Here is a 23,622-nt window from a genome sequence, read left to right on the forward strand (position 1 = left end):
GAGATCTCCTAGTGATTCCCGCGCCCCGCATTCTGGCGCGGCCCCCAAACGATTCAAGAAGTGGGCCTTTTCAAGAAGCGGAGCGCGGATCGGTCAAAACTTTCGCTCAGGCCGATTCCGTCTCGGCGGAGAGGGTCGGATAGTCCGTATATCCGTGCTCGTCGCCGCCATAGAACGTCGCCTGGTCCGGCTCTGCGAGCGGGGCATTCCGCTTGAGCCGCTCCACGAGGTCGGGATTGGAGATGAATGGCCGGCCGAAGGCCACGAGGTCGGCCTTCCCCTCGTCGACCGCTGAGATCGCGAGTTCGCGCGTATAGCCGTTGTTGCCGATGTAGAGGCCGGCAAAATCCCGCTTCAACGTGGTGACGTCGAACTGTCCGTCCGGCTGGCGGGCACCGCGCGTCTCGCCTTCGATGACGTGCAGATAGACGAGCCGCCTTTCGGAGAGTTCACGCACGTAGGCGCGGAAGAGCATCTCCGGATCGGAATCGGCGATGTCGTTCGCGGGACTGACCGGCGAAATCCGGATGCCGACCCGCTCCGGACCCCACACATCGACGACGGCATCGACCACCTGCAGCGGAAAACGCATGCGGTTGTCGAGTGAACCGCCATAGGTGTCATGGCGCTTGTTGGTCTTGTCGCGCAAAAACTGGTCGAGCAGATAGCCGTTGGCGGAATGGATCTCCACGCCGTCGAAACCGGCACGCTGAGCGTTCGCGGCCGCCTTGCGGTAATCCTCGACGATGCCCGGCAGCTCGTCGGCGCTGAGCGCCCGCGGCTCCACGGCGTCCTTGAAACCCTCCTCCGTGAAAGCCTTGACGTTCGGCTTCACCGGAGACGGTGCGACCGGCAGCTGACCGTTCGGCTGCAGATCGGGATGCGAGATGCGCCCGACATGCCACAATTGCAGGACGATCTTGCCGCCCGCGTCGTGCACGGCGTCGGTGACCGCACGCCAGCGCTCCACCTGCAGGTCGGAATGGATGCCGGGCGTCCAGGCATAACCTTTGCCCTGCTGCGTGATCTGCGTCGCTTCCGCGATGATCAGGCCGGCCGAGGCACGCTGGCGGTAATATTCCACATGCCAATCCCGCGGGGCGTCGTTCTCGTCGGCGCGGCTGCGCGTCAACGGCGCCATGACGATGCGATTGGCAAGCGGTACGGGGCCGAGATCGATCGGCTGAAAGAGCTTCGACAATGTCTCAGACATAAATTTCCCTTCTCAAAGCGGCGGGCGGGTGTCGTTGCGCATCTAACTAGGTGCGGTGCAAAATCTCGCCAGTCATGACGGCCGCGCAAAATCGCCTACTCGCCAGGCCGGCATCAACAAAGGCCGCAAGGTTTCGGTTCGGTCAAGTTGCCGTGTAGTGGCGCAACCGGCGTTGCGGCACATGCAACTCCCGCTAAACTCATTCAGATGAAGGCTTGATGGGAGAGAGGGCCATGCCGCCGCCTTCGCCACTCCGCCGGCTGCGGATGAGGGGACGCGACTCCCCTGCCATCAGCCGCCCAGTCGCCCGCTCGATTGCCCACACAATCGGTGCCGCCATCATTGCCCTTGCAGCTTCGATCGGCCCCTTTGGCACAGCGGCAAACGCCGCGCCCTTGCCCGTTCAGGAGCGGACGGAACGTCAGACACCGAGCCGCTGCCTCGCGATCGCAGAAGCCGCCCCACCCACGCTCTATGCGAGCTATCGCCGCCTCGACGCGCCCGCACGGCACCTCGTCCAGGGGAAGCCCTTCGCCTTAAGACCGCCCGAGCAGGGCGAGGTGACGATCCGCTTCGTCGGTCACGCCACCTTTCTCATCGAAAGCCCCGAGGGCGTGACGATCGCCACCGATTACGACGGCTGGGCCGGCGGCGTGACACCGGACGTCGTCACCATGAACCACGCCCATTCCTCGCATTACACCGACCAGCCCGATCCGGCGATCGCCCATGTCCTGCGCGGCTGGAACCCACAAGGCGGCGAAGCCCACCACAACCTCACCGTCGGCGATGTCCTCATCCGCAACGTGCCGACCGACATTCGCAGCTTCGGCGGGCGCGAGACGGCGGGCAATTCCATCTTCATCTTCGAGACGGCAGGCCTTTGCATCGGCCATCTCGGCCACCTCCACCACGTGCTGGCGCCCGAAGATCTCGGTATCATCGGCCAGCTCGACGTCGTCATGGTGGCGGTCGACGGCTCCTACACGATGAGCCAGGACGCGGTCGTGGAAACGCTCAAAGTGCTGAAGTCGCGCCTCATCCTGCCCATGCATTATTTCGGCATGGGCACGCTGCAGCGCTTCCTCTCGCGCCTCGGCGAGGATTTTGCCGTCGAGATCAACCCAAGCGCAGAAACCACGGTCTCGGTCGCCACCCTGCCGCTCGACCCGAAAGTTCTGGTTCTGCCGGGCCACTGACACCGCCGCCGTCAAAACCGTCTCAGCCCTTGCCTCTCCCCTCCTCCGGCGCGACCACTTGCCGAGGGGCGCAACAGCTGCAATTGCTGGCAAACGGACAAGATGGCGCAAAAATCGGAAAAACTCAGTCTCGTCGAGGTGACCGCTCTCGGCATCGGCGGCATGATCGGTGGCGGCATCTTCGCCGTTCTCGGCCTGGCGATGGCGACGGCCGGCCACGCGGTTGCGCTAACCCTCGCAGGTGGCGGCGCGATCGCACTTCTGACGGGCCTCTCCTACGCCCGTCTCGGCCTCACCTTTCGCGATGATGGCGGCAGCTTCACCTATATCGAGAAGGCGTTCGCCGCGCCTGCGATCGCCGGCGTCGCGGGCTGGCTGCTGGTGGCTGGCTATGTCGGCACGCTCGCCCTTTATGCGAGCGCCTTCGGCGAATATGGCGCAAGCCTTCTGCCCAAGACCATCGATCCGGCCTGGGCGCCGGGTGCCTTGGGCGCCTTCGTCCTCGGGCTCTTCCTCGCCATCAATCTCGTCGGCGCGAAAATCTCCGGCGGCGTCGAGCTCGGCGTCGTCGCGATCAAGCTCGCCATTCTTGCGCTGTTTGCAGCCGTCGCCATGGGCGGCATCAAGGCCGACCATTTCGTGCCGGTCTTCAATCTCGGCATCACAGCGCCGATCGCCGCGATCGCGCTCATTTTCGTTGCCTATGAAGGCTTCGAACTCATTCCGAACGCCGTCGATGAAATGGCGAACCCGGAGCGAAACCTGCCGCGGGCGATCGTCATCGCGATCCTCGTCACCACCGCGATCTATGTCGTCGTCGCGATCGCGGCTCTCGGCAATCTGACGCCTCAGGAGATCCAGAAGGATCAGGAATACGTGCTCGCCGTCGCCGCCCGCCCGACACTCGGTGCGGCGGGCTTCACGCTGATCGGCATCGCCGCCCTCCTCTCCACCGCCTCGGCCATCAACGCCACGCTCTTCGGTGCGGCGCGCCTCGCCATGGTGATGGCACGCGAACATGCCCTGCCGAAAATCTTCTCGATGCGCGAGCGCACCCGCCCGGTGCCCTTCGTTTCCCTGATCGTCCTGACGGTACTTGCGATCGCCTTCACCCTCGCCGCACCGCTGCAGGTCATCTCCACCTTTGCGAGTGCCACCTTCCTGGTGATCTTCACGGCGGTGAACCTCGCCGCCTTCCGGCTCGCATGGCGGATCAAAATGTCCCCGCTCCTGCCGCTCACAGGCAGCGTGCTCGCCGCGGCAAGCTTCGCCGTCTTGATGTGGCACACCTGGCAGGAGGACAAGGTGAGCCTCGCCTGGCTCGCCGGGGCTTACGGGACAGCCATACTCGTGGAAACGGCCCTCATCTGGCGCCGCGGCCCACGCCGGCACACCGGCTCGCAGGGCGAGACAAAAGCCTGACCGAAAGCCTCAAAAAGCAAGGGGCGCCGAAGCGCCCCAAACCAAGACCGTATCTGAACCTCACCGCGTCAGCGGCTTGTATTTGATCCGCCGCGGGTTCTCGACGGCGTCGGTGCCTAGGCGCCGCTTCTTGTCCTCTTCGTAAGCCTCGAAGTTGCCTTCGAACCATTCGACATGGCTGTCGCCCTCGAAGGAGAGGATGTGCGTCGCGAGCCGGTCCAGGAACATGCGATCGTGGCTGATGACGACGGCGCAGCCGGCGAAATCTTCGAGCGCCTCTTCAAGCGCCGCGAGCGTCTCCGTATCGAGATCGTTGGTCGGTTCGTCGAGCAGCAGAATGTTGGCGCCCGATTTCAGCATCTTCGCGAGATGCACACGGTTGCGCTCACCGCCGGAGAGCTTGCCGACCGGCTTCTGCTGGTCGCCGCCCTTGAAGTTGAAGGCGCCGACATAGGCGCGCGAATTCATCTCGCGCTTGCCGAGCTGGATCACCTCCGCCCCGCCGGAAATCTCCTGCCAGACGCTCGCGTTCGGATCCATGTCGTCGCGGCTCTGATCGACATAGCCGAGGATGGCCGTATCGCCGAGACGGATCTCGCCCGCATCCGGCGTCTCCTGCCCCGTCAGCATGCGGAAAAGTGTCGTCTTACCGGCGCCGTTCGGGCCGATAACGCCGACGATGCCACCCGGCGGCAGCTTGAAGGAGAGGTCTTCCATCAGAAGCTGATCGCCGAAGCCCTTCGTCAGCCCCTCCGCCTCGATGGCCACGTCGCCAAGCCGCGGGCCCGGCGGAATAACGATCTGCGCATCGCGGCTTGCCATGCGTTCCTGATTCGCTTTCAGAAGCTCGTCATAGGCCTTGATGCGGGCCTTGGACTTCGCCTGCCGCGCCTGCGGCGAGCGGCCCATCCATTCGCGCTCGCGCGCGATGACCTTCTGGCGTGCCTCGTCCTCGCGCGATTCCTGCTGCATGCGCTTCGACTTGGAATCGAGATAGGCCGTGTAATTGCCCTCGTAGGGGATGCCGCGGCCGCGATCGAGCTCGAGGATCCAGCCCGTGACATTGTCGAGGAAGTAGCGGTCGTGGGTGACGATCAGGACAGCGCCCGGATACTGCTCCAGATGCTTTTCGAGCCACGCCACCGTCTCCGCGTCGAGATGGTTCGTCGGCTCGTCGAGGAGGAGAAGATCGGGCTCTTCCAGAAGCAGCTTGCACAGCGCCACACGGCGGCGTTCACCGCCGGACAGGACGTTCACGTCCGCGTCGCCCGGCGGGCAGCGCAGCGCCTCCATAGCCATGTCGACCTTTGAATCGAGATCCCAGAGATTGGCGCTATCGATCTGATCCTGAAGCTTTGCCGCCTCTTCCGCCGTCTCGTCGGAATAGTTCATCATGAGCTCGTTGTAGCGGTCGAGAATCGCCTGCTTGGCGGCGACCCCTTCCATCACGTTGCCCTTGACGTCTTTGGCCGGGTTGAGCTGCGGCTCCTGCGGCAGATAGCCGACGCGTGCGCCGTCGGCCGCCCAGGCTTCGCCGGTGAACTCCTTGTCGAGCCCGGCCATGATGCGCAGGAGGCTCGATTTACCCGAGCCGTTCGGGCCGAGGACACCGATCTTGGCATCCGGGTAGAAGGACAGATGGATGTTGTCCAAAACCTTCTTGCCGCCGGAATAGGCCTTGGACAGGCCGGACATATGATAAATGAACTGGCGCGCCATGGTCGCCGATCTCCGTTGTCTTCGGGATGCGAGGGAATTTCAGCCCACATAAGCGAGGCGGCCGCCGGGAGCAATGGCGTCGCGGTCAGCGCCTGCGCCCCATCTCTGCCACATCTTCTTCCTATCGACCCGCCACAGACCTTGCTTCGAAGCCTTTCACCGCGCGCATAACCATGCTGCAACGCCAAAAAAAGCATGTTTCCGTGGCAACCGAGTGCTATGAGGCGCGTTAGGAACGCGGGCGCTCGGCCCGCGTCTTCTCCGACAACATGAGTTGAGTATGGACAGGCGGGCCTTCCTCGTTGCTTCTCTGGCAGCCGCGGCATCAAGCGCAAGCGGCAACGCATTCGCCCAGAGAGGCGCTTCCCCAGACACACCTGAAAATCCGGCGCCAGACATTGCCGCGCCTCCCCCAAGCAACAACGCGTTTACGTGGGACAGCCTGAAATCTCAGGCGCGCGCGCTTGCCGAGCGCCCGTTCAAAGAGGCTGACGACGATCTGCCGGCCCAATTCGCCGATCTCAATTATGCGCAGTTCCGCGAGATCGAATACCGGCGCGAAGCCCGTCTTTGGCGCGACGAAGGCCTCGCCTTCCAGTTGGACTTTCTCCATCGCGGCGCGCTGTTCAAAGAGCGGGTCAACATCTTCATCGTCGAGAACGGCGAGGCCCATCAGGTGGCCTACAACCCGGCGATGTACAACTTCCGCCAGGCACCGCAGCCGCCCGAAGGTGTCGATATCGGCTTCTCCGGCTTTCGCGTCCACAACCCGATCAACAGCCCGAATGTGTGGGACGAATTCCTCGTCTTTCAGGGCGCGACCTACTTCCGCGCCGTCGGCCAGGGCCAGTATTACGGGCTGTCCGCACGCGGCCTCGCGCTCAAGACCGGCGATCCGGACGGCGAGGAATTTCCCCGTTTCACCACCTTCTGGATCGAGAAGCCGGAACCTGGCGAAGAGGTTTTGAACATCTATGCCCTCCTCGACAGCGTGTCGACGACGGGGGCCTATCGCTTTGTCGTGCGTCCGGGCCGCGACACGGTGATCGAGGTCACGGGCGAGCTCTTTCCGCGCCAGCCTCTGCACCATATCGGCCTTGCGCCGCTCACCTCGATGTTCCTCTTCGGTCCGCTCAACCGCACGGGCTTCAACGATTACCGCCCGCAGGTCCACGACAGCGACGGCCTGCAGATGCTGACCGGCAACAATGAGTGGATCTGGCGGCCGCTCGCGAATTATCCGACGCTGCAATCCTCGTCCTTCATGGATCCCGCCCCGCGCGGCTTCGGTCTCGTTCAGCGCGCCCGCGATTTTCAGGATTTTCAGGATCTGGAAGCGCGCTACGAGCGCCGCCCGAGCGTCTGGATCGAACCGATCGGGACCTGGGCCAACGGCCAGGTGGAGCTTCTGGAGATCCCGACCGACAAGGAAATCCACGACAACATCGTCACCTTCTGGCGACCATCCTACGATGTGACCCCCGGCGCGCCCTATTCCTTCGCCTACCGCATGCGCTGGACCGACCGGCCGAAAGCCCCTGCCGGTTCGCTTTACGCCGCCGACAGCCGCGCCGGGCGGAACTTTCACGACACGAGCAACCTTTACGTCATCGATTTCATTCCCGAAGAAGGCACTCTTCCGGCCTTTGACGGCCTGTCATTGGAGGTCTCCGCCAATCACGGCGCCATCAAGGGGCAGGTCTTGCAGCCGAACCCGCTTGTTGGCGGTGTCAGAGCGACGTTCCTCTTTGAGCCGGAGGATCAGTTGACGGAGTTTCGCGTGCGTCTCGTCGCCGATGGCGAGCCCGCCAGCGAAACCTGGCTCTACCGTTGGGTTCCCGAATGAGCGAGCAGAAGCACGACCATCCTGACGAACGTGTCTTGAGGCCCTTCGGGCCGATGCCGCCGCAGCATCCGCTGGCGATGCCCCATCAAGACTTTTCGAAGGAGCCGGTCGATGCTCTGCCGCGCAGCAATCCGGCCGCGGCGCGTTATGCGCGGCTGATCGCGATCCTGACGGCGGGCGGCCTCATCTATTACGGCGTGCACGAGATGATCGCCGTCGTTTCGGCGGGCGGCATCACGATTCTCGAAGGGATCATGACGATCCTCTTCGCGATCACCTATTCCTGGATCGCGATGTCGACGAGCTTTGCCGTTGCGGGCCTTCTCGCCCCCCGCCCTCTGCCGACGCCGCCGGTTCCAAAGCACCCCCTTAAGAGCCGCACCGCGATCGTCATGCCGGTCTATAACGAAGATGCCGACATGGTCGCCGCCAGCCTTCAGGCGATGGCGGAAGACATCGCACGCGCCGGTCAGGCCCACGCCTTCGAGATCGTCGTCTTGTCGGATTCCAATCGCGCCGAATCCCTGGTTCGTGAAACGCTGGCCATGCATCGCCTCACCGATGCGCTCGCCGGAACCCTGCCGGTCTGGTATCGCAGACGGGCGATCAATTCGGCCAAGAAGGCCGGCAACATCGAGCAGTTCGTCGCCAATTGGGGCGGACGTTACGACTTCATGCTCGTCCTCGATGCCGACAGCCTGATGCGGGCGGACACCGTCCTGCGCATGGTGGCGCGCATGGAGGAGGATCCCAATCTCGCCCTTTTCCAGAGCGTGCCGCGGCTTTTCGACGGAAACTCGTTCTTCGCACGGATGCAGCAGTTTGCCGGTGCAGTCTATGGGCCGGTCGTCGCCGGCGGCATGGCAGCCTGGCAGGGCTCCGACGGCAATTACTGGGGCCACAATGCGATCATCCGCACGCGCGCTTTCGCCAAGGCTTGCGGCCTCCCGCCGCTGCCGGGCGCCCCGCCCTTCGGCGGCCATATCCTGAGCCACGATTTCGTCGAGGCGGCGCTTTTGCGCCGTGCCGGCTACAAGGTGGAGATGGCCACCGACCTCGTGGATTCGTGGGAGGAAAGCCCGCCGTCTCTCTTGGCGACGGCCGTGCGCGACCGGCGCTGGGCGCAGGGCAATCTGCAGCACTCCAAGGTGATCGGCGCCAAGGGCCTTGCCGGTCCCTCGCGTCTGCACTTCTTCATCGGCATCATGAGCTACCTCTCCTCGCCCTTGTGGCTGCTCCTGATCCTTGTCGGTCTGGTTCTCGCCGTGCAGGCGAAGCTCGTCACGCCGGTCTATTTCGGCGACGATCATCAGCTCTTCCCGAACTGGCCCGTCTTCGATTCAGAGCGCATGTTGACGCTCTTCGTCTTCACGCTCGTGATTTTGTTCATTCCGAAGATCTTCGGCACGCTGCGCGTGATTTTCTCCAGGCGCCTGCGGCGCGCCCATGGCGGCGCGGCGGCCGTCACGCTCAGCATGCTCCTCGAAATCGTCGCCTCCACCCTTTACGCCCCGATCATGATGCTCCTGCAGAGCCGGCATGTCTGGGACATCTTGCGGCGCAAGGATTCCGGCTGGGCGCCGCAAAGCCGAAAAGGCGGCAGCGCCGAGGCCTGGTCGGCGCTCTGGGGGACACACCGTAGCCATGTCCTCTTCGGCATTTTCCTCACCGCCGTCGCCATCTTCGTCTCGCCCGCCATCCTTGCCTGGCTGTCGCCGATCGTTATCGGTCTCGTCTTCTCGCCGCTTCTGTCGCGCTGGAGCGCCAGCGAGGAGATCGGCAACACCCTGCGCGGCATGAAGCTTCTCCTCATTCCGGAAGAGGTCGAGCGGCCCGCGATCGCGTGCGCGCGCGATGAAATTCTCGCCGAACGGCCCGAGCTTGGTGACGATCCGCTGGCGGCAGTCGCGCAATCGTCCGATCTGCGTCAGGCCTATTTCGCATGGCTGACGCCCCCGGCCCCCAAGGACCGCGGTCAGGTCGACCGCTTCCTCCTGAGCGCTGCCAAGAAGATCTCGGATGCCACAAATCTGTCCGAAGCGCTTGCCTGGCTCGACCCGCAAGAGCGTCTCGCCGTCGCCGCGCATCCGTCAGAGATGGAGCGGCTGGCAAAGCTCGCGGCGGCAAGCCGCTCCCGCGAAGAAGCAGCAGCCTGACCCCATTCTCATACCGGACTATGCCATGAAGGCGCCTCCCGTGCCGGGCCACACCGGCCCTGCCGATCTCCGCGATTGCAGATCTCACGCGCGATCGTGATGGAGTTTGTGCACGCCAATCAGGCCGTCGTCGCTCTGGCGATCCTGGCGCTGATGTTCGTCTTCTTCATGTGGGAGCGCTTCTCGCCGGAAGTCGTCGCCACGCTCGGTGCCGCTGCGTTTCTCGCGCTCGGCATTCTCGACACGAACACGGTGTTGAGCGTTTTCGCCAATCCGGCTCCGATCACCATCGGCGCGATGTTCGTCCTGTCCGGTGCGCTCGTTCGCACCGGCGCGCTCGACGCCATGTCCCGCTTCATTCTGAGCCGGGCGACGCGGCGACCCGTTTACGCGATCGTCGGCGTTCTGGGCGCGACGGTCGCCGCCTCCGCGTTTTTGAACAACACGCCGGTGGTGATGGTGCTCATCCCGGTCGTGATGGGGCTCGCCCGCTCGGTCGGTTCGGTTCCCTCCAAGCTTCTCATCCCCCTCTCCTATGCCGCCATTCTCGGCGGCACCTGCACGCTCATCGGCACCTCCACCAACATTCTGGTCGACGGTGTGGCGCGCGATCTGGGGCTTGAACCCTTCACCATCTTTTCGCTTGCTCCGGTCGGGCTCGTCGTCGCCGCCGTCGGCAGCTTCTATCTCTTCGTAATGCAACGGTTTCTGCCGGAACGTCCGACCTTCGGCGATGTGATGGGCGCGCAGGAGGGTGCCGCCTTCATCAGCGACTTCCGCGTTCCGGAAGGCTCGCCCCTGATCGGTCGGACGCTCGGAGAAATCACGAGCCTCAACGAGCCCGGCGTATCGCTCCTCGCGATCCGGCGCGGCGGCCGGGTCCTTCGTCGCAATCTGCAGAAAGAGCCGCTGCAGGAGGGAGACCGCGTCGCCGTCAGCGCCTCTCTCAGCGAGCTCCTCGGCATTCGCCAGACCTCAGGCATTCGCATGGGAACGAGCGAACCGCCCAAGCCGGACGAAGAAGGCAAGCCGCCGGAACTCGTCGAAGCGCTGATTTCGCCGGATTCCCAATATGCCGGCCTGCGTATTCCAGATCTCGCTCTGCGCAGCCGCTATGGTGTGTCGGCTCTCGCCGTCAGTCGACACCGCCGCTGGCTCGGCCACAACCTCAATGCGGTCGCCCTGCAGCCCGGCGATGCGCTGCTTCTCGAAGGCAATACCAAGGGTCTTGCGGAACTTGTCAGAGAGGGCGGGATCTTCAACATCGATCAGCCGGAGGCTCGCCCCTATCGGCGCACCAAGGCACCGGTGGCCGGCCTCGTCCTTGCCGCCGTGGTCGCGGCTGCAGCCTTCAATCTGATGCCGATCGCGGGGCTCGCCATCCTCGGCGTCGCGGCCGTCCTCCTCAGCCGCTGCATCGATCCCGACGAGGCGTTCGGCGCCATCGACGGGCGCATCCTCATCCTCATTTTCGGCATGCTTGCGGTCGGCGAAGGCATCGACAGGTCGGGCGCCATCAAACTGATCATCGACACAGCCATGCCCTATCTTCAGGTGCTGCCGCCGATCGTCCTGTTGGCGGCGGTCTATGCGCTGACCTCGGTCCTGACCGAGATGGTGACGAACAACGCGGTGGCGGTTGTCATCACGCCCATTGCCATCGGGCTCGCGGCGCAGCTCGGGCTCGATCCTCGCCCGTTCGCGGTGGCCGTCATGTTCGGCGCGAGCGCGAGTTTCGCCACGCCGATCGGCTACCAGACCAACACGCTCGTCTATGTCGCCGGCGGCTATCGCTTCACGGATTTCGTCAAGATCGGCCTGCCGATGAACATCATCGTCGGCCTGGCGAGCATCTTCACCATTCCGCTGATCTGGCCTCTCGAAGGCTGACCAGCGGGCCTGAAAGCACGTGACGGCTCGGGAGGGGTCTCAGGCGACCCCCGCCCGTAGAAGATCGAGCAAATGCACGATGCCGATCGGGCGCCCCTCCTCGACGACGAAGAGCACGTTGATCTTCTTGCCTTCCATCTCGCGCATGGCGGCGGCGAGAAGCGCACCCGCCGCGACCGTCTTCGGCGTGCGCGTCATCACGTCCTCGACCTTCTTGTCTATGAGACGGTCGGCCATGTGCCGGCGGATATCGCCGTCGGTGATGATACCGACGAGCTTGCCTGCCTCATCGACGACACCGACCGTGCCGAACCCCTTTTCGGTGATGGTCAGGATCGCATCGCCCATGCCGGAGCCGAGGCGGCACAAGGGCAGGCTCGCCTCGCCATGCATGATCTCCGCGACCTGGCGCAATTGCGCCCCGATCTGCCCGCCCGGATGAAAGACCTTGAAGTCCTGCGCTCCGAAAGAGCGCGCCTCCAGGAGCGCCATGGCGATCGCATCGCCCACGGCAAGCTGAATGAGCGTCGACGTCGTCGGCGCGAGCCCGTGCGGACAGGCCTCCGTCACCTTCGGCAGAACGATCGGGATCGTGGCCGCCTTCGCAAGCGTCGAATGTCCGCCCGAGGTGAGCGCGATCAAAGGCACCGAGAAGCGTTCGGAATAGGCGAGAAGGCTGGCGAATTCCGTGGTCTCTCCCGACCAGGAGAGGCCCAGGATCGCATCTTCGCGCGTGATCATGCCGAGATCGCCGTGGCTTGCCTCGGTCGGATGCACGAAATAGGCCGGCGTTCCGGTCGAGGCGAGCGTCGCCGCGATCTTGCGACCGATATGGCCGCTCTTGCCGATGCCGGCCACCATGACACGGCCTTTGAGAGACAAGATCAAACGCACGGCGCTTTCGATCTGGTCGCCGAGCGGCCCCTCGGAAATCTGGTTCTGCACCTCGCCGAGACCTGCGGCAGCGATCTCGATCGTCTTCTTGATCGAGGCATCGAGCGCGTCGTGGGAGGTGGCTGCGAGCTTCAACATAGGTACTCCGCCGATCCTTTTCGTCGCTCTATTGCGCGGCATTGAGCGGGTCAATGGCAAGGGTGTGCAGAGCGGCCCTGCAGACCGCGGCAGCCACCGCACATCAAGGCTACCTCAACTGCCATGGGATAGGCATCCCGATTGAGAGGTTCCGCGTGGTCCGCCCTGTTGCAGGTCATCCCTTTCGTTCCCGCCGCAACGTCCGACACCGCTTGCGAAATCAGCCCGTACGAAGACCCGCCTCCGACGAAAATTGGATTGCGGAGGCCGCCCAAGGGCGTATGCAGGTCCCTTTCACCAGCCGCGTTCCATGACCACTCCCGCCGACAAGCGCATTCCCGTCGATTTCGCCGAGCCGAGTTTCGCCGAATTGTTCACGCCGAAGCTCATCACCGTTCTGCGTGAAGGTTACGGGCTGACGGCATTGAAGAGCGACCTCGTCGCCGGCCTCACGGTTGCGATCGTCGCCCTGCCGCTCTCGATGGCGATTGCGATCGCCTGCGGCGTCACCCCCGACCGCGGGCTCTATACGGCGATCGTCGGCGGCTTCCTCATTTCGATGCTCGGCGGCAGCCGCTTTCAGATCGGCGGCCCGGCCGGAGCCTTCATCGTTCTCATCGCAACGACCGTGCAGCAGCACGGCATCGACGGGCTCCTCCTCGCCACGCTCATTTCCGGCATCTTTCTCGTCATCGCCGGTTTTCTGCGCCTTGGCACCTACATCAAATTCATTCCCTATCCGGTCACGGTCGGGTTCACGGCCGGCATCGGCATCATCATCTTCACGAGCCAGTTGAAGGATTTCCTGGGCCTCACTCTCTCCGGTCCTGAGCCCGGACCGATCCTCGACAAGCTCGAAGTGCTCGCCGCCGCGGTGCCGACGGCAAGCCCCGCAGCCCTCCTTCTCGCGGTTGTGACGGTGGCCATCATCGTGCTGGCGAAGCGCTGGCGGCCCGGCTGGCCCGGAATGCTCATGGCTGTGGTCATCGCATCGCTTCTGGCACTCGCCATCGGCCTTCCCGTCGAGACGATCGGCAGCCGCTTCGGCGGCATTCCGCGCACGCTTCCGATGCCGTCCCTGCCGTCTCTGTCTATCGAGAATATCCAGGACGTGCTGCCGAGTGCGCTTGCCTTCGCGCTTCTCGGAGCGATCGAATCCCTTCTTTCTGCGGTCGTCGCCGACGGCATGACCGGGCGCCGCCACCGCTCCAATTGCGAACTGGCCGCCCAGGGCACGGCGAATATCTTCGCTTCACTTTTCGGCGGCGTGCCGGCAACCGGCACGATTGCCCGCACGGCCACCAATGTTCGCGCCGGCGCGCGCGGTCCGATCGCCGGCATGGCGCATTCGGTCTTTTTGCTTCTCTTCATGCTGCTGGCCGCCCCGCTCGCGGCCTATATTCCGCTGCCGGCCCTTGCCGGTGTGCTCGTCGTCGTCGCTTGGAACATGATCGAGAAGCACGCTTTCGCGGCCTTAATCAGATCCTCCCGCGGCGACGCCCTCGTTCTCCTGGCGACGTTTCTTCTCACCGTCTTCCGCGATCTCACCGAAGGCATCGTGGTCGGCTTCGCGCTCGGCGCCATGCTGTTCATCAACCGCATAGCCAAGACGATCACGGTGGAATACCAGACACCGCTCATCGATCCGGATGTGGCAGACAGCTCTCGCGAACGCGTTCCCTACGATCCGAGCCTCGTCACCGATCCCGACATCGTCGTCTACCGTATCTCGGGCGCCTTCTTCTTCGGCGCGGCATCGACCGTCGGCGCCGTCCTCGACCGCATCGCCGATCAGCGAAAAGCGCTCATCCTCGATTTTTCGGCCGTGCCGGTTCTCGATTCGACAGCTGCCAACACCATCGCCGGCGCAGCGCGCAAGGCTCATCAGGCAGGCGTCGAACTCTTCATCACGGGCACCTCCACGGCAATCCGGCGCACACTTTTCGCTCATGGCGTTCGCCCGCCGCAGACACGCTTCGGTCGCACACCGGAAAGCGCGGTTCGCCACCTGCAAGCACGAAGCGCCGACAGCACCAAAGATGCCGGCGAGACGAGGGCGAGCGATCTCCGGTCATAGAGCGGCGGGCGGGTCTTCAGACTTCGTTTACCGTGAAGCGCACGAGTTTTGATCACTCCAGCTTCAGGCAACGTTCCCGCAAGAACACGTTGCCTGCAAAACTCCATCCTTCCGGATCGTGCCCTTCATGCCCGCCCTTTCACGATCAGACGATTATGCCGAGCGCAGCGACCGCGACGACGCCGAACTGGCTATGAGCGTCCTCGACAACATTCCCTGCGCGCTCGCGGTCTTCGACCGTGGCGGTCGACTGACGATGACCAACCACGCCTTCGACAGAAGCTTTCCGCACAATTGTGAAAGGGTCCGCCTCGAAGCCGCTGCACTCCTGGCCTCAGGCGAAAGCCGCTCATTCGAAGCCGAGGATGGCCGCACCTATGTCTTGGAGCGCAAGCCGCTCCCCGATGGCTGGCTCGTCATTGCCCAGGACACGTCGGAACGCATGGCGGAGATCGCCAGGGCGGCCAAAGTCGCGCGGACCGACCCGATCACGGGCCTCGGAAACCGCCTTGCCATGCGCGAGGCTCTGACAGCCGAACTTTCATCGAGCACGCCTGCCTCGGGCGAGCAGGCTTCGGATACGGCAGCCGTCATCGCCATCGACCTGGAGCGCTTCAAGGCAGTCAACGAATCCCTGGGCCATTCATTCGGTGATGCACTTCTCAGCCTGCTGGCGGAGCGCCTTCGCTCGGCCCTCGGCGAGGATGACCTTGCCACCCGGCTCGGAGGCGACGAGTTCGTGGTGCTGCAGCGAAAGGTGGCGCAACCGGCGTCGGCCCACCGACTGGCCAAGCGTCTCGTCGATCTCCTCGGCCGCTCCTATCTCATCAACGGACATCTGATCGACATCGACGTCAGCATCGGCATCGCGCTTCTGCCAACCGACGGAAGCTCCGCCAACGACGTTCTGAAGAACGCACACCTCGCCCTGCGCCGCAGCCGCAGCATGGGAAGCCGGAGCTATTGCTTCTTCGAACCGGAGATGGATCGACAGATGCAGGCCCGCCGCGAGCTGGAGACCGATCTGCGCCGGGCACTCGGCCTGCGCCAGTTCTCGCTCGTTTATCAGCCGCAGCGCGATCTCGCCTCGGGCCGCACCAGCGGGTTCGAAGCTCTCCTGCGCTGGAACCACCCGACGCGTGGCTCGGTCTCACCGGCGGAGTTCATCCCGATTGCCGAAGAATTGCGGCTGATCGTCCCGATCGGGGAATGGGTTCTGCGCACGGCCTGCAACGAGGCCGCCCGCTGGCAGGAGCCGCTCATCGTTGCCGTCAATGTCTCAGCGATCCAGATCGGCATGCCCAATTTTGCCGATACCCTCAAACAAGCCATTCATTCCTCAGGGCTTCCCGCCAACCGCCTGGAGCTGGAAATCACCGAAAGCGCCCTCATCGCCGACCATCCGGCGGCTCTGGAAACGCTGCATCTCGCCCGCGAGATGGGCGTGCGCGTTTCCATGGATGATTTCGGCACGGGTTATTCGTCACTGTCCTATCTGCGCAGTTTTCCCTTCGACAAGATCAAGATCGACCAGTCTTTCGTCCGCGCCGACCCGCAGGACTCGAACTGCACCGCAATCGTCAGCGCAATTGCAGCGCTCGGGCGAAGCCTCGGCATGATGACTCTTGCAGAAGGTGTGGAATCGCAGGAACAATGGCGGCGGATCATGGCCTCCGGTTGCACGGCGGCGCAGGGTTTTCTCGTCAGCTATCCGCTGCCTCCCGAGAGCATCGGAGATTTCCTGGCAGAGGAAGCCAAGCGAAACTTCAACATGCGGGCCGATCGACCTGAAGGAAACGCCGGTTGAGCTGAATGCGAATGACCCCAGACAATCGAGACCTTTATCGTCTCGTCTATTACAGCCGCAATCGCATTGAAGGCCCAGACGATGTCGTGAGCCGAGAAATCGCGGCGATTCTGGAGATCTCGCAACTCAACAACACCGCAGACGAGATTACGGGAGCCCTGATCTTCAACTCCGGCATCTTTGCGCAGGTGCTGGAAGGGCGAAGAGACGTCCTGGAACAGGGTTTCGAACGCATCCAGCGCGATCCCCGCCATAGCGACGTGCACGTGCTCTTCTTCTTTCCCGTGCCCGAACGCGCTTTTCCAAACTGGTCGATGGCTTTTATCGGCCGGTCTCGCAGAGGTCAGAACCTCTTTGCACATCTCGGGGATAAGACGGGGTTTGAGGAAGCGCGTATGCAGGGCGAGCGGCTCTTTTCCATCATGCGCGAGATCGCGATCGACGAGGAACTGATCGAGGCCTGAGCCCCCAGGCGCCTCGAAAAGATAAGCGAATCCGCCTCCATGCATGTCACCGACCATCGCCTGAGAGATCGCCTCGGTCTCAAACGGCCGATCATTCAGGCACCGATGGCCGGCGTCTCCACGCCCGCGATAGCAGCCGCCGTCTCGAATGCTGGAGGCCTCGGCTCGCTCGGCATCGGCGCGACCGACACGGATACGGCACGGAAGATGATCGCCGAAACCCGCTCCGCCACCCGCGCGCCCTTCAACGTCAACGTCTTCTGCCACCGGCCTGCACAAGCCGATCCGGTCCGCGAAAGCGCCTGGCTCGACCGTCTGAGACCGGAATTCAGCCGCTTCGGCGCCGAACCACCGCAGGCGCTGCGCGAAGTCTATCGGAGCTTTGCCGCAAATCCCGACCTTCTCGCCATGCTTGTGGAGGAGCGCCCCGCGGTCGTCAGTTTTCATTTCGGCCTGCCCCCGGCGGAATTCATCGCCGCATTGAAAGACGCCGGCATCGTGCTCTTTGCCTCCGCCACCTCTCTGTCGGAGGCGCAATCCACCGTGGACGCCGGCATCGACGTGATCGTGGCCCAGGGCTACGAGGCGGGCGGCCATCGCGGCATCTTCGATGCGGACGGCGCAGACGAATGCCTGCCGACCGCCGTCCTCACGCGCCAGCTTGCCGACACGATTGATGTTCCGGTCGTGGCGGCGGGCGGCATCATGGATGGGGCGGGCATCCGCGCGGTCCTGGAGCTGGGCGCCGCGGCGGCTCAGCTCGGCACGGCCTTCATCGCCTGCCCGGAATCATCCGCCGACGCCGCCTATCGCGCAGCGCTTCTGAGCGACAAGGCCCATCGCACTGTCATGACACGCGCCATTTCGGGCCGCCCCGCGCGCTCCATGGCGAACGGCTTCACGACGCTTGGCGAGAGCGTCGCGTGCGACGAGATCCCCGATTATCCGATCGCCTACGACGCCGGAAAGGCGCTCAACGCCGCCGCCAAGAAAGCCGGAGAGACGGGCTTCGGCGCACATTGGGCCGGCCAGGGCGCGCCGCTTGCCAGGGCGCTCCCGGTCTCCGACCTGATGGCCGACCTCATCCGCGGCCTGAACGACTGAGCGCCTGAGCCGGCAAGGCTCCTCGCGGGCGTGATCCGCCTCACGGATACGCGCGGGTCTTGAAATAGCCCGCAATGCCCCACTCTACTCGGAGACTTATCGCCCCGCCGATTCCCTTTCGCGCCCTCTCCTCAAGGCGCGGCCAAGGCCGGACCCGTCATGCCGCAGCGCCCCCGCCCGTTCAGATTTCCCCGCCTGGCGGGGTGGCCGCCCTCGGCACAATGGCTGACGCTCCTCGCCATCTCCCTTCTTCTTGCGGCCGGCCTGGAGAGCCTTGATCTTGCCGCCGGTGTTTTGATGGGGGCGATGGCCGGCGCCATTCTCCTCGCCGCCGCCGGGGCCGATCTCGCCGTGCCGCGCACGGCCTTCTACCTCGCGCAAGGCGCCATCGGATGCCTGATCGCCACCAGCATCACGCCCCCGCTTCTGCGTGAAATGCTCTTCAACTGGCCGGTCTTTCTCCTCACGCTCATGGCGGTCGTTGGTGCGAGCGTCGCGCTCGGGGCGGCGCTGACATGGTTCAGGATCCTTCCCGGCACCACGGCAATCTGGGGCGCGTTTCCAGGAGCCGCGACAGCCATGGTGCTGATGGCCGATGCCTATGGCGCCGATTCCCGCCTCGTCGCCTTCATGCAATATCTGCGGGTCGTCTGCGTCGTGGTCGTGGCGTCTCTGGTGGCGGAAATTTGGGTGCCGCAGGCGGCTGGAGCTGCGCTTGCCGGAAAAGTCTGGTTCCCGGCAATCCACTGGCTGGCTTTTGGCGAAACCCTCGCCCTGGCTGTCGTCAGCGCGGGCCTCGCGCTCGCCTTCAACATTCCGGCGGGAGGCCTCATCCTGTCGATGCTCTTCGGCGTCCTCCTGCAGGATTTCGGCCTTCTCCAGATCGAGCTGCCGCCCTGGCTTCTTGCCATCAGCTATTTTCTCGTCGGCTGGGGGATCGGCCTGCGCTTTACGCGGCCTCTCCTGCTCTATGCGCTGCGCGCCCTTCCCTGGCTGATCGCGGCCATCGTGGCACTCATCACGCTGTGCGGGCTCTTCGCTCTTGTGCTGTCCTTGGCAACCGGCATCGATCCCCTGACGGCCTATCTCGCCACCAGCCCCGGGGGCGCCGATTCCGTTGCCATCATCGCCGCCTCGACCGACGTCGACATGCCCTTCGTCATGGCCATGCAGATCGCCCGCTTCATTGCCGTTCTGCTGGTCGGTCCGAGTCTGGCGCGGCTGATCGCCGAGCGTATCGACAAAAGGGGAAAGACGGCACCGCCGGCAGCCTAAAAAAGGAAGGCCGCGGAGATTGCTCTCCGCGGCCAAGGGCTCTTCGGGGGGCGTGAAGAGCCTTATTGGGCTGAAATTTTAGGCCTGCTCCATCGATCGATCAGGCATTCGGGTCTTAGCCTGGCTCGCCTTCCTGGAGCTTGCAGATTTTAACTGTTCTTATGAACGAAGATCGTCATAATGTCCAATGCTTAATCCAAATAACGCCGATTAGATTTCCCTATCGATGATCACCCTTCGCCAACTGCGCTATCTGCAAGCACTTTCGGAGACGGAGCACTTCGGCCGGGCGGCCGGACGCGTCGGCGTCACGCAGCCCGCGCTGTCGGCGCAGATCCGCGAGCTCGAAGAACAGCTCGGCCTCGACCTCGTCGAAAGACTGTCGTCCGGCGCGCGTCTGACGGGCTTCGGGAAGGAAGTGGTGGAGCGTGCCGCTTCCGTCCTCGCAGAGGTGCGCGCCATCGAGAGCCTGTCTGAGCGCTATCGCGGTCCGCTCTCGGGCGAGATGCGCCTCGGCATTATCCCTTCGGTCGGTCCGTATCTTCTGCCGCGCCTTCTCCCCTTCATGAAAAAGAACCTGCCGGAGCTGAAACTCCGCCTGCGCGAGACGATCACCGAAACCTTGATGCGCGAGCTTCTCGACGACCGGCTCGACTGCATCATCATCAGCCTGCCGACCGGCGAGCCGCGGCTCGAAGCAGCGCCCCTCTTCGACGATCCCTTCTATCTCGCCGTCGCCGCCGACAGCCCTCTCGGGAGAAAGCAGGCCGCCGATATGGCCGCGCTCGAAGATGTGGAGATGATCCTGCTCGAGGAAGGGCATTGCCTGCGCGATCAGATCCTCTCCTTCTGCCGCATTCCGCCGGACACGGAGCAGCTCAGCGTCACCAATCTCGCGACCATCATCGAGCTCGTCGAAACCGGCGGCGGCGTGTCGCTGTTGCCGGCCCTCTTCACCTCGTCGAACGGGCTCGAAAGCCGCCGCGTTCGCCTGCTTCCCTTCGCCGAGCCGGCACCGAAGCGCCAGATCGGATTGGCCTGGCGGGCGAGCCATCCAGGCGCGGCACAGTTTCGCGAGCTTGCGGCACAGATCGCCGGATGGCATGCCGGCTTGAGTGAAAGCCTCGTTTCGGCCACCGGTTGAGCGGAACGCGCGGCAAGGCTATAGAGCCGCTTCCTTTCTCCTTTTTCGAACCCCGCAAGGACATGCACCGATGGCGCTAGAACGCACCTTTTCGATCATCAAACCCGATGCCACCGCCCGCAACCTCACCGGCGCGATCAACGCCATGATCGAGGCCGCCGGCCTCAGGATCGTCGCTCAAAAGCGCGTAAAGATGACCCGCGAGCAGGCCGAGACCTTCTACGCCGTGCACAAGGAACGCCCATTCTTCGGCGAGCTCGTCGATTTCATGATCTCCGGCCCGGTCGTCGTCCAGGTTCTGGAAGGCGAAGGCGCGATCGCCAAATATCGCGAAGTCATGGGCGCCACCAATCCGGAGAACGCCGCCGAAGGCACGATCCGAAAGGCGCATGCGAAATCCGTCGGCGAGAATTCGGTGCACGGCTCCGACGCACCGGAGACGGCCGCCGTCGAGATCGCCCAGTTCTTTGCCGGCAACGAGATCGTCGGCTAACGCCGCACGCCTCTCAATAAATGCAAAGGGCGAGGCCGCGGCCTCGCCCTTTTTGTTTGCGGCCAGAGCGCGCGAGGGCGCTCCCCCTCTTCTCCCCGTTGGGGAGAAGGTGGCGCCGAAGGCGCCGGATGAGGGGTGGTCTGTCCATCAAGCGTACGGGTCTTGGGCTCTCTCACCCCTCACCCGCCGCTTCGCGGCGACCTCTCCCCAGCGGGGAGAGGAATGGAGCCTGCCGACAGGATTACCCATCAGATACAGTCACCCTGCCCGTTGAGAGAGGCTCGGCAAGCCACCGCGAACAGGCATAGCGGCCCCGGAAATCGGCCTCAGCCGGGAGCCTAAGCGCCCTTCGCGAGCGCCTGCTCCAGATCGGCAATGATGTCCTCGACATCCTCGATGCCGACGGAAATCCGCACCGTATCGGAGCCGGCGCCCGCCGCGCGAAGCTGCTCTTCGGTGAGCTGGCTGTGCGTGGTCGAGGCCGGATGGATAATGAGCGAGCGCGTGTCGCCGATATTGGCGAGATGCGAGAAGAGCTTTACGCTTTCGACGAGCTTCACGCCTGCATCGTAGCCACCTTCGAGCCCAAAGGTGAGGACGGCGCCCGCCCCTTTCGGCGCGTATGTCTTCTGCAGATTGTGATAGCGGTCGCCCGGCAGGCCGGCATAGGAGACCCAGGACACCTCCGGCCGACCCGAAAGCCATTCCGCCACCTTGAGCGCGTTGTCGCAATGGCGCTGCATCCTGAGCGGCAGCGTCTCGATGCCCGTCAAAATCATGAAAGCGTTGAAGGGCGACAGCGCCGGCCCGAGATCGCGCAGGCCGAGCACGCGGCAGGCGATGGCGAAGGCGAAATTGCCGAACGTCTCGTGCAGCACGAGGCCATGGTATTCCGGCCGCGGTTCCGACAGCATCGGATAGCGGCCTTCGCGCGACCAGTTGAAGGAGCCGGCATCGACGATCACGCCGCCCATGGAATTGCCGTGGCCGCCCATGAACTTCGTCAGCGAATGCACGACGATGTCGGCGCCATGCTCGATCGGCCGGCAGAGATACGGGCTCGCCAGCGTGTTATCGACGACGAGTGGCACGCCGGCCCGCTTGGCGATCGCCGAGATCGCCGCGATGTCGGTGACGACGCCGCCCGGATTGGCGATCGATTCGATGAAGATCGCCTTCGTGCGCGGCGTGATCGCCTCTTCAAAACTCTGCAGATTGTCGGTGTCGGCCCATTTCACCTTCCAGCCGAAATTCTGGAAGGAGAATCCGAACTGGTTGATGGAGCCGCCGTAGAGCTTCTTGGCCGCGACGATCTCGTCACCCGGCTGCATCAGTGTGTGCATGACGAGCATCTGCGCGGCATGGCCGGAGGCGACGGCAAGCGCGGCCGTGCCGCCCTCGAGCGCGGCGACGCGCTCCTCCAGCACCGCCGTCGTCGGATTCGTGATGCGGGTGTAGATGTTACCGAAAGCCTTCAACCCGAAGAGGTTGGCGGCCTCCTCGGCGTCATCGAAGACATAGGAGGTCGTCTGGTAGATCGGCGTCGTACGCGCATGCGTGGTGGGATCCGGCTGCGCTCCGGCGTGAATGGAGAGTGTGTGAAAGCCGGGCGTGCGGTCTTCGGACATGATCTTCCCCGTTTCGTTCTCGTTGATTGCGGTCGGCCGATTTAGCGGCAAGCGCGGTGCGGAGCAAAGGACGGATTTTCTGTGAGAGGCTGCCGCGAAGAGGAAATGTTGCTAAGTCTGCCGAAATTGGGGGCTTGGGAGCAAAAGATGACCGTCACGATCCGCCGTGCCGAGGAAACCGACACCGAGACGCTTCTCCCGCTCTTCATCGAAATGCAGCACCATTACGAAGGGGCAGCCGCCATCGACGCCGAAACGGCACGGCCACGCCTTCGTGCCGCGCTGAAGCCCCTGCCCGGCCGTGCCATTCTCGGCGCCTTCGAAGACGAGGCGCTCGGCCTTGCCTGCCTCTACGAGCTCTTTCCCGGCCCGGACATGCACCCGGCCTGGCTGTTGAAGGAACTCTACGTCGCGGCGTCAGCACGCGGACGGCGCATCGGCGAGGCTTTGCTGCGAGAAGCCGCCCGCGTCGCTCTGGCGGAAGGCGGGGCCCGGCTCGACCTGACGACAGCGGGTGAGAACGAGGCGGCACAACGCTTCTATGCGCGCGTCGGCCTGACGCCGATCGCGAAGGTCTATTATCGCTCGGAAGGCGCAGCCCTTCTCGACCTTGCCGAAGACCGCGGCTGATCACGCTCCACAGAGATAGCGCTTAGCCGAGAAGACGCGGCCATTCGATCTTCGGGCACCGATCCATCACGACCTTGATGCCGGCATCTTCCGCGCGCGCGGCCGCCGCGTCGTCGCGCACCCCGAGCTGCATCCAGATCACCTTCGGCAAGGGCTGAAGTTTCAGGATTTCGTCGACGACACCACCAACGGCCTCTGACCGGCGGAAGACATCGACCATGTCGATCGCGACCGGCACATCGGCGAGCGAGGGCAGAAACTCGCGCCCTTCGATCGTCTCGTCCGGCTCGCCGGGATTGATCGGATAGACCTCATAGCCCTGACGGATCAGGAATTGACTGACGCCGTAACTCGGCCGCACCGCCTTCGGCGACGCGCCGACGACGGCGATCGTCTTCGTGTCCGTGAGGATGGAGCGGATGAAATCGTCGGAATAGGAAAGCTGGCTCATGCGCCTTAATCTGTTCCGTCCGGACGCCACGGCAAGCCCGACCTCGCCCCCAATGTGACTTTGCCTGTGGGA

General features: G+C 64.0%; 18 protein-coding genes. 13 read left to right on the plus strand and 5 right to left on the minus strand.

All coding sequences use genetic code 11. The features are described from left to right. Positions 1–106 precede the first annotated feature (106 nt). Entirely contained in the window at positions 107–1,213 is a 1,107-nt protein-coding gene (locus tag NYQ83_RS09595; protein WP_261214356.1) for an alkene reductase, read from the minus strand. 233 nt (positions 1,214–1,446) lie between these two features. Between NYQ83_RS09595 and NYQ83_RS09600 the strand changes: the two genes are divergently transcribed. Continuing rightward, on the plus strand, positions 1,447–2,412 hold the full coding sequence (locus tag NYQ83_RS09600) for an MBL fold metallo-hydrolase (protein WP_261214357.1): 966 nt from the start codon (positions 1,447–1,449) through the stop codon (positions 2,410–2,412). Between the two features lie 102 nt (positions 2,413–2,514). After that, positions 2,515–3,834, plus strand: a complete 1,320-nt coding sequence (locus NYQ83_RS09605; protein WP_261214359.1) for an APC family permease — start codon at positions 2,515–2,517, stop codon at positions 3,832–3,834. Between the two features lie 60 nt (positions 3,835–3,894). Here the strand turns inward: NYQ83_RS09605 and ettA are convergent, their stop codons facing one another. Continuing rightward, on the minus strand, positions 3,895–5,553 hold the full coding sequence (gene ettA, locus NYQ83_RS09610; RefSeq protein WP_128291498.1) for an energy-dependent translational throttle protein EttA: 1,659 nt from the start codon (positions 5,551–5,553) through the stop codon (positions 3,895–3,897). Positions 5,554–5,833: 280 nt separating this feature from the next. Between ettA and NYQ83_RS09615 the strand changes: the two genes are divergently transcribed. The 3 genes from NYQ83_RS09615 (at position 5,834) to NYQ83_RS09625 (ending at position 11,445) form a co-directional block, all read left to right on the plus strand. Further along, entirely contained in the window at positions 5,834–7,399 is a 1,566-nt protein-coding gene (locus tag NYQ83_RS09615) for a glucan biosynthesis protein (RefSeq protein WP_261214361.1), read from the plus strand. Beyond that, positions 7,396–9,555 (plus strand): glucans biosynthesis glucosyltransferase MdoH, encoded by a 2,160-nt coding sequence (mdoH, locus tag NYQ83_RS09620; protein ID WP_261214362.1) that lies wholly within the window; start codon positions 7,396–7,398, stop codon positions 9,553–9,555. The genes NYQ83_RS09615 and mdoH overlap by 4 nt, the downstream gene beginning before the upstream one ends. A 99-nt stretch (positions 9,556–9,654) precedes the next feature. Next, positions 9,655–11,445: an SLC13 family permease gene (locus NYQ83_RS09625; RefSeq protein WP_261214363.1), complete on the plus strand. Its 1,791-nt coding sequence runs from the start codon at positions 9,655–9,657 to the stop codon at positions 11,443–11,445. 39 nt (positions 11,446–11,484) lie between these two features. On the opposite strand, the gene NYQ83_RS09630 is transcribed toward NYQ83_RS09625, so the two are convergent. Then, positions 11,485–12,477, minus strand: coding sequence for an SIS domain-containing protein (locus NYQ83_RS09630; protein ID WP_261214364.1), 993 nt, complete (start codon positions 12,475–12,477; stop codon positions 11,485–11,487). Positions 12,478–12,787: 310 nt separating this feature from the next. Here NYQ83_RS09630 and NYQ83_RS09635 point away from each other — a divergent pair, with 310 nt between their 5' ends. From NYQ83_RS09635 to ndk, 7 genes are all read left to right on the plus strand, one after another. Further along, positions 12,788–14,554 (plus strand): SulP family inorganic anion transporter, encoded by a 1,767-nt coding sequence (locus NYQ83_RS09635; protein WP_261214365.1) that lies wholly within the window; start codon positions 12,788–12,790, stop codon positions 14,552–14,554. Between the two features lie 127 nt (positions 14,555–14,681). Further along, entirely contained in the window at positions 14,682–16,361 is a 1,680-nt protein-coding gene (locus NYQ83_RS09640) for a putative bifunctional diguanylate cyclase/phosphodiesterase (protein WP_261214366.1), read from the plus strand. A gap of 11 nt (positions 16,362–16,372) precedes the next feature. Then, entirely contained in the window at positions 16,373–16,825 is a 453-nt protein-coding gene (locus tag NYQ83_RS09645) for a BLUF domain-containing protein (protein WP_261214367.1), read from the plus strand. 39 nt (positions 16,826–16,864) lie between these two features. Then, the gene (locus tag NYQ83_RS09650; protein WP_261214368.1) at positions 16,865–17,929 is read left to right on the plus strand and encodes an NAD(P)H-dependent flavin oxidoreductase; all 1,065 of its coding nucleotides are present in this window, start codon (positions 16,865–16,867) and stop codon (positions 17,927–17,929) included. A 159-nt stretch (positions 17,930–18,088) separates the two neighbouring features. Beyond that, on the plus strand, positions 18,089–19,204 hold the full coding sequence (locus NYQ83_RS09655; RefSeq protein ID WP_261214369.1) for an AbrB family transcriptional regulator: 1,116 nt from the start codon (positions 18,089–18,091) through the stop codon (positions 19,202–19,204). A 226-nt stretch (positions 19,205–19,430) separates the two neighbouring features. Beyond that, the gene (locus tag NYQ83_RS09660) at positions 19,431–20,348 is read left to right on the plus strand and encodes a hydrogen peroxide-inducible genes activator (protein ID WP_261214370.1); all 918 of its coding nucleotides are present in this window, start codon (positions 19,431–19,433) and stop codon (positions 20,346–20,348) included. A 70-nt stretch (positions 20,349–20,418) separates the two neighbouring features. Further along, on the plus strand, positions 20,419–20,841 hold the full coding sequence (ndk, locus tag NYQ83_RS09665) for a nucleoside-diphosphate kinase (protein ID WP_128291487.1): 423 nt from the start codon (positions 20,419–20,421) through the stop codon (positions 20,839–20,841). 338 nt (positions 20,842–21,179) lie between these two features. On the opposite strand, the gene NYQ83_RS09670 is transcribed toward ndk, so the two are convergent. Further along, entirely contained in the window at positions 21,180–22,469 is a 1,290-nt protein-coding gene (locus NYQ83_RS09670) for an O-acetylhomoserine aminocarboxypropyltransferase (RefSeq protein WP_261214371.1), read from the minus strand. Positions 22,470–22,616: 147 nt separating this feature from the next. Between NYQ83_RS09670 and NYQ83_RS09675 the strand changes: the two genes are divergently transcribed. Then, positions 22,617–23,099: a GNAT family N-acetyltransferase gene (locus NYQ83_RS09675; protein ID WP_164879576.1), complete on the plus strand. Its 483-nt coding sequence runs from the start codon at positions 22,617–22,619 to the stop codon at positions 23,097–23,099. 22 nt (positions 23,100–23,121) lie between these two features. Here NYQ83_RS09675 and NYQ83_RS09680 read toward each other — a convergent pair whose 3' ends face one another. Further along, the gene (locus NYQ83_RS09680) at positions 23,122–23,550 is read right to left on the minus strand and encodes a CoA-binding protein (protein WP_261214372.1); all 429 of its coding nucleotides are present in this window, start codon (positions 23,548–23,550) and stop codon (positions 23,122–23,124) included. Positions 23,551–23,622 lie beyond the last annotated feature (72 nt).

The organism is Afifella sp. JA880 (genome assembly GCF_025379905.1).
Classification (GTDB): domain Bacteria; phylum Pseudomonadota; class Alphaproteobacteria; order Rhizobiales; family Afifellaceae; genus Afifella; species Afifella aestuarii.

Bases quoted from the DNA above. Each gene is read 5' to 3' on its own strand.
- NYQ83_RS09640 (WP_261214366.1), top strand. From the start codon at position 14,682: ATGCCCGCCCTTTCACGATCAGACGATTATGCCGAGCGCAGCGACCGC.
- NYQ83_RS09655 (WP_261214369.1), top strand. From the start codon at position 18,089: ATGCCGCAGCGCCCCCGCCCGTTCAGATTTCCCCGCCTGGCGGGGTGG.
- mdoH (WP_261214362.1), top strand. From the start codon at position 7,396: ATGAGCGAGCAGAAGCACGACCATCCTGACGAACGTGTCTTGAGGCCC.
- NYQ83_RS09600 (WP_261214357.1), top strand. From the start codon at position 1,447: ATGCCGCCGCCTTCGCCACTCCGCCGGCTGCGGATGAGGGGACGCGAC.
- NYQ83_RS09595 (WP_261214356.1), bottom strand. From the start codon at position 1,213: ATGTCTGAGACATTGTCGAAGCTCTTTCAGCCGATCGATCTCGGCCCC.
- ettA (WP_128291498.1), bottom strand. From the start codon at position 5,553: ATGGCGCGCCAGTTCATTTATCATATGTCCGGCCTGTCCAAGGCCTAT.
- NYQ83_RS09630 (WP_261214364.1), bottom strand. From the start codon at position 12,477: ATGTTGAAGCTCGCAGCCACCTCCCACGACGCGCTCGATGCCTCGATC.
- NYQ83_RS09625 (WP_261214363.1), top strand. From the start codon at position 9,655: ATGGAGTTTGTGCACGCCAATCAGGCCGTCGTCGCTCTGGCGATCCTG.
- ndk (WP_128291487.1), top strand. From the start codon at position 20,419: ATGGCGCTAGAACGCACCTTTTCGATCATCAAACCCGATGCCACCGCC.
- NYQ83_RS09615 (WP_261214361.1), top strand. From the start codon at position 5,834: ATGGACAGGCGGGCCTTCCTCGTTGCTTCTCTGGCAGCCGCGGCATCA.
- NYQ83_RS09635 (WP_261214365.1), top strand. From the start codon at position 12,788: ATGACCACTCCCGCCGACAAGCGCATTCCCGTCGATTTCGCCGAGCCG.
- NYQ83_RS09670 (WP_261214371.1), bottom strand. From the start codon at position 22,469: ATGTCCGAAGACCGCACGCCCGGCTTTCACACACTCTCCATTCACGCC.
- NYQ83_RS09605 (WP_261214359.1), top strand. From the start codon at position 2,515: ATGGCGCAAAAATCGGAAAAACTCAGTCTCGTCGAGGTGACCGCTCTC.
- NYQ83_RS09675 (WP_164879576.1), top strand. From the start codon at position 22,617: ATGACCGTCACGATCCGCCGTGCCGAGGAAACCGACACCGAGACGCTT.
- NYQ83_RS09650 (WP_261214368.1), top strand. From the start codon at position 16,865: ATGCATGTCACCGACCATCGCCTGAGAGATCGCCTCGGTCTCAAACGG.
- NYQ83_RS09660 (WP_261214370.1), top strand. From the start codon at position 19,431: ATGATCACCCTTCGCCAACTGCGCTATCTGCAAGCACTTTCGGAGACG.
- NYQ83_RS09680 (WP_261214372.1), bottom strand. From the start codon at position 23,550: ATGAGCCAGCTTTCCTATTCCGACGATTTCATCCGCTCCATCCTCACG.
- NYQ83_RS09645 (WP_261214367.1), top strand. From the start codon at position 16,373: ATGACCCCAGACAATCGAGACCTTTATCGTCTCGTCTATTACAGCCGC.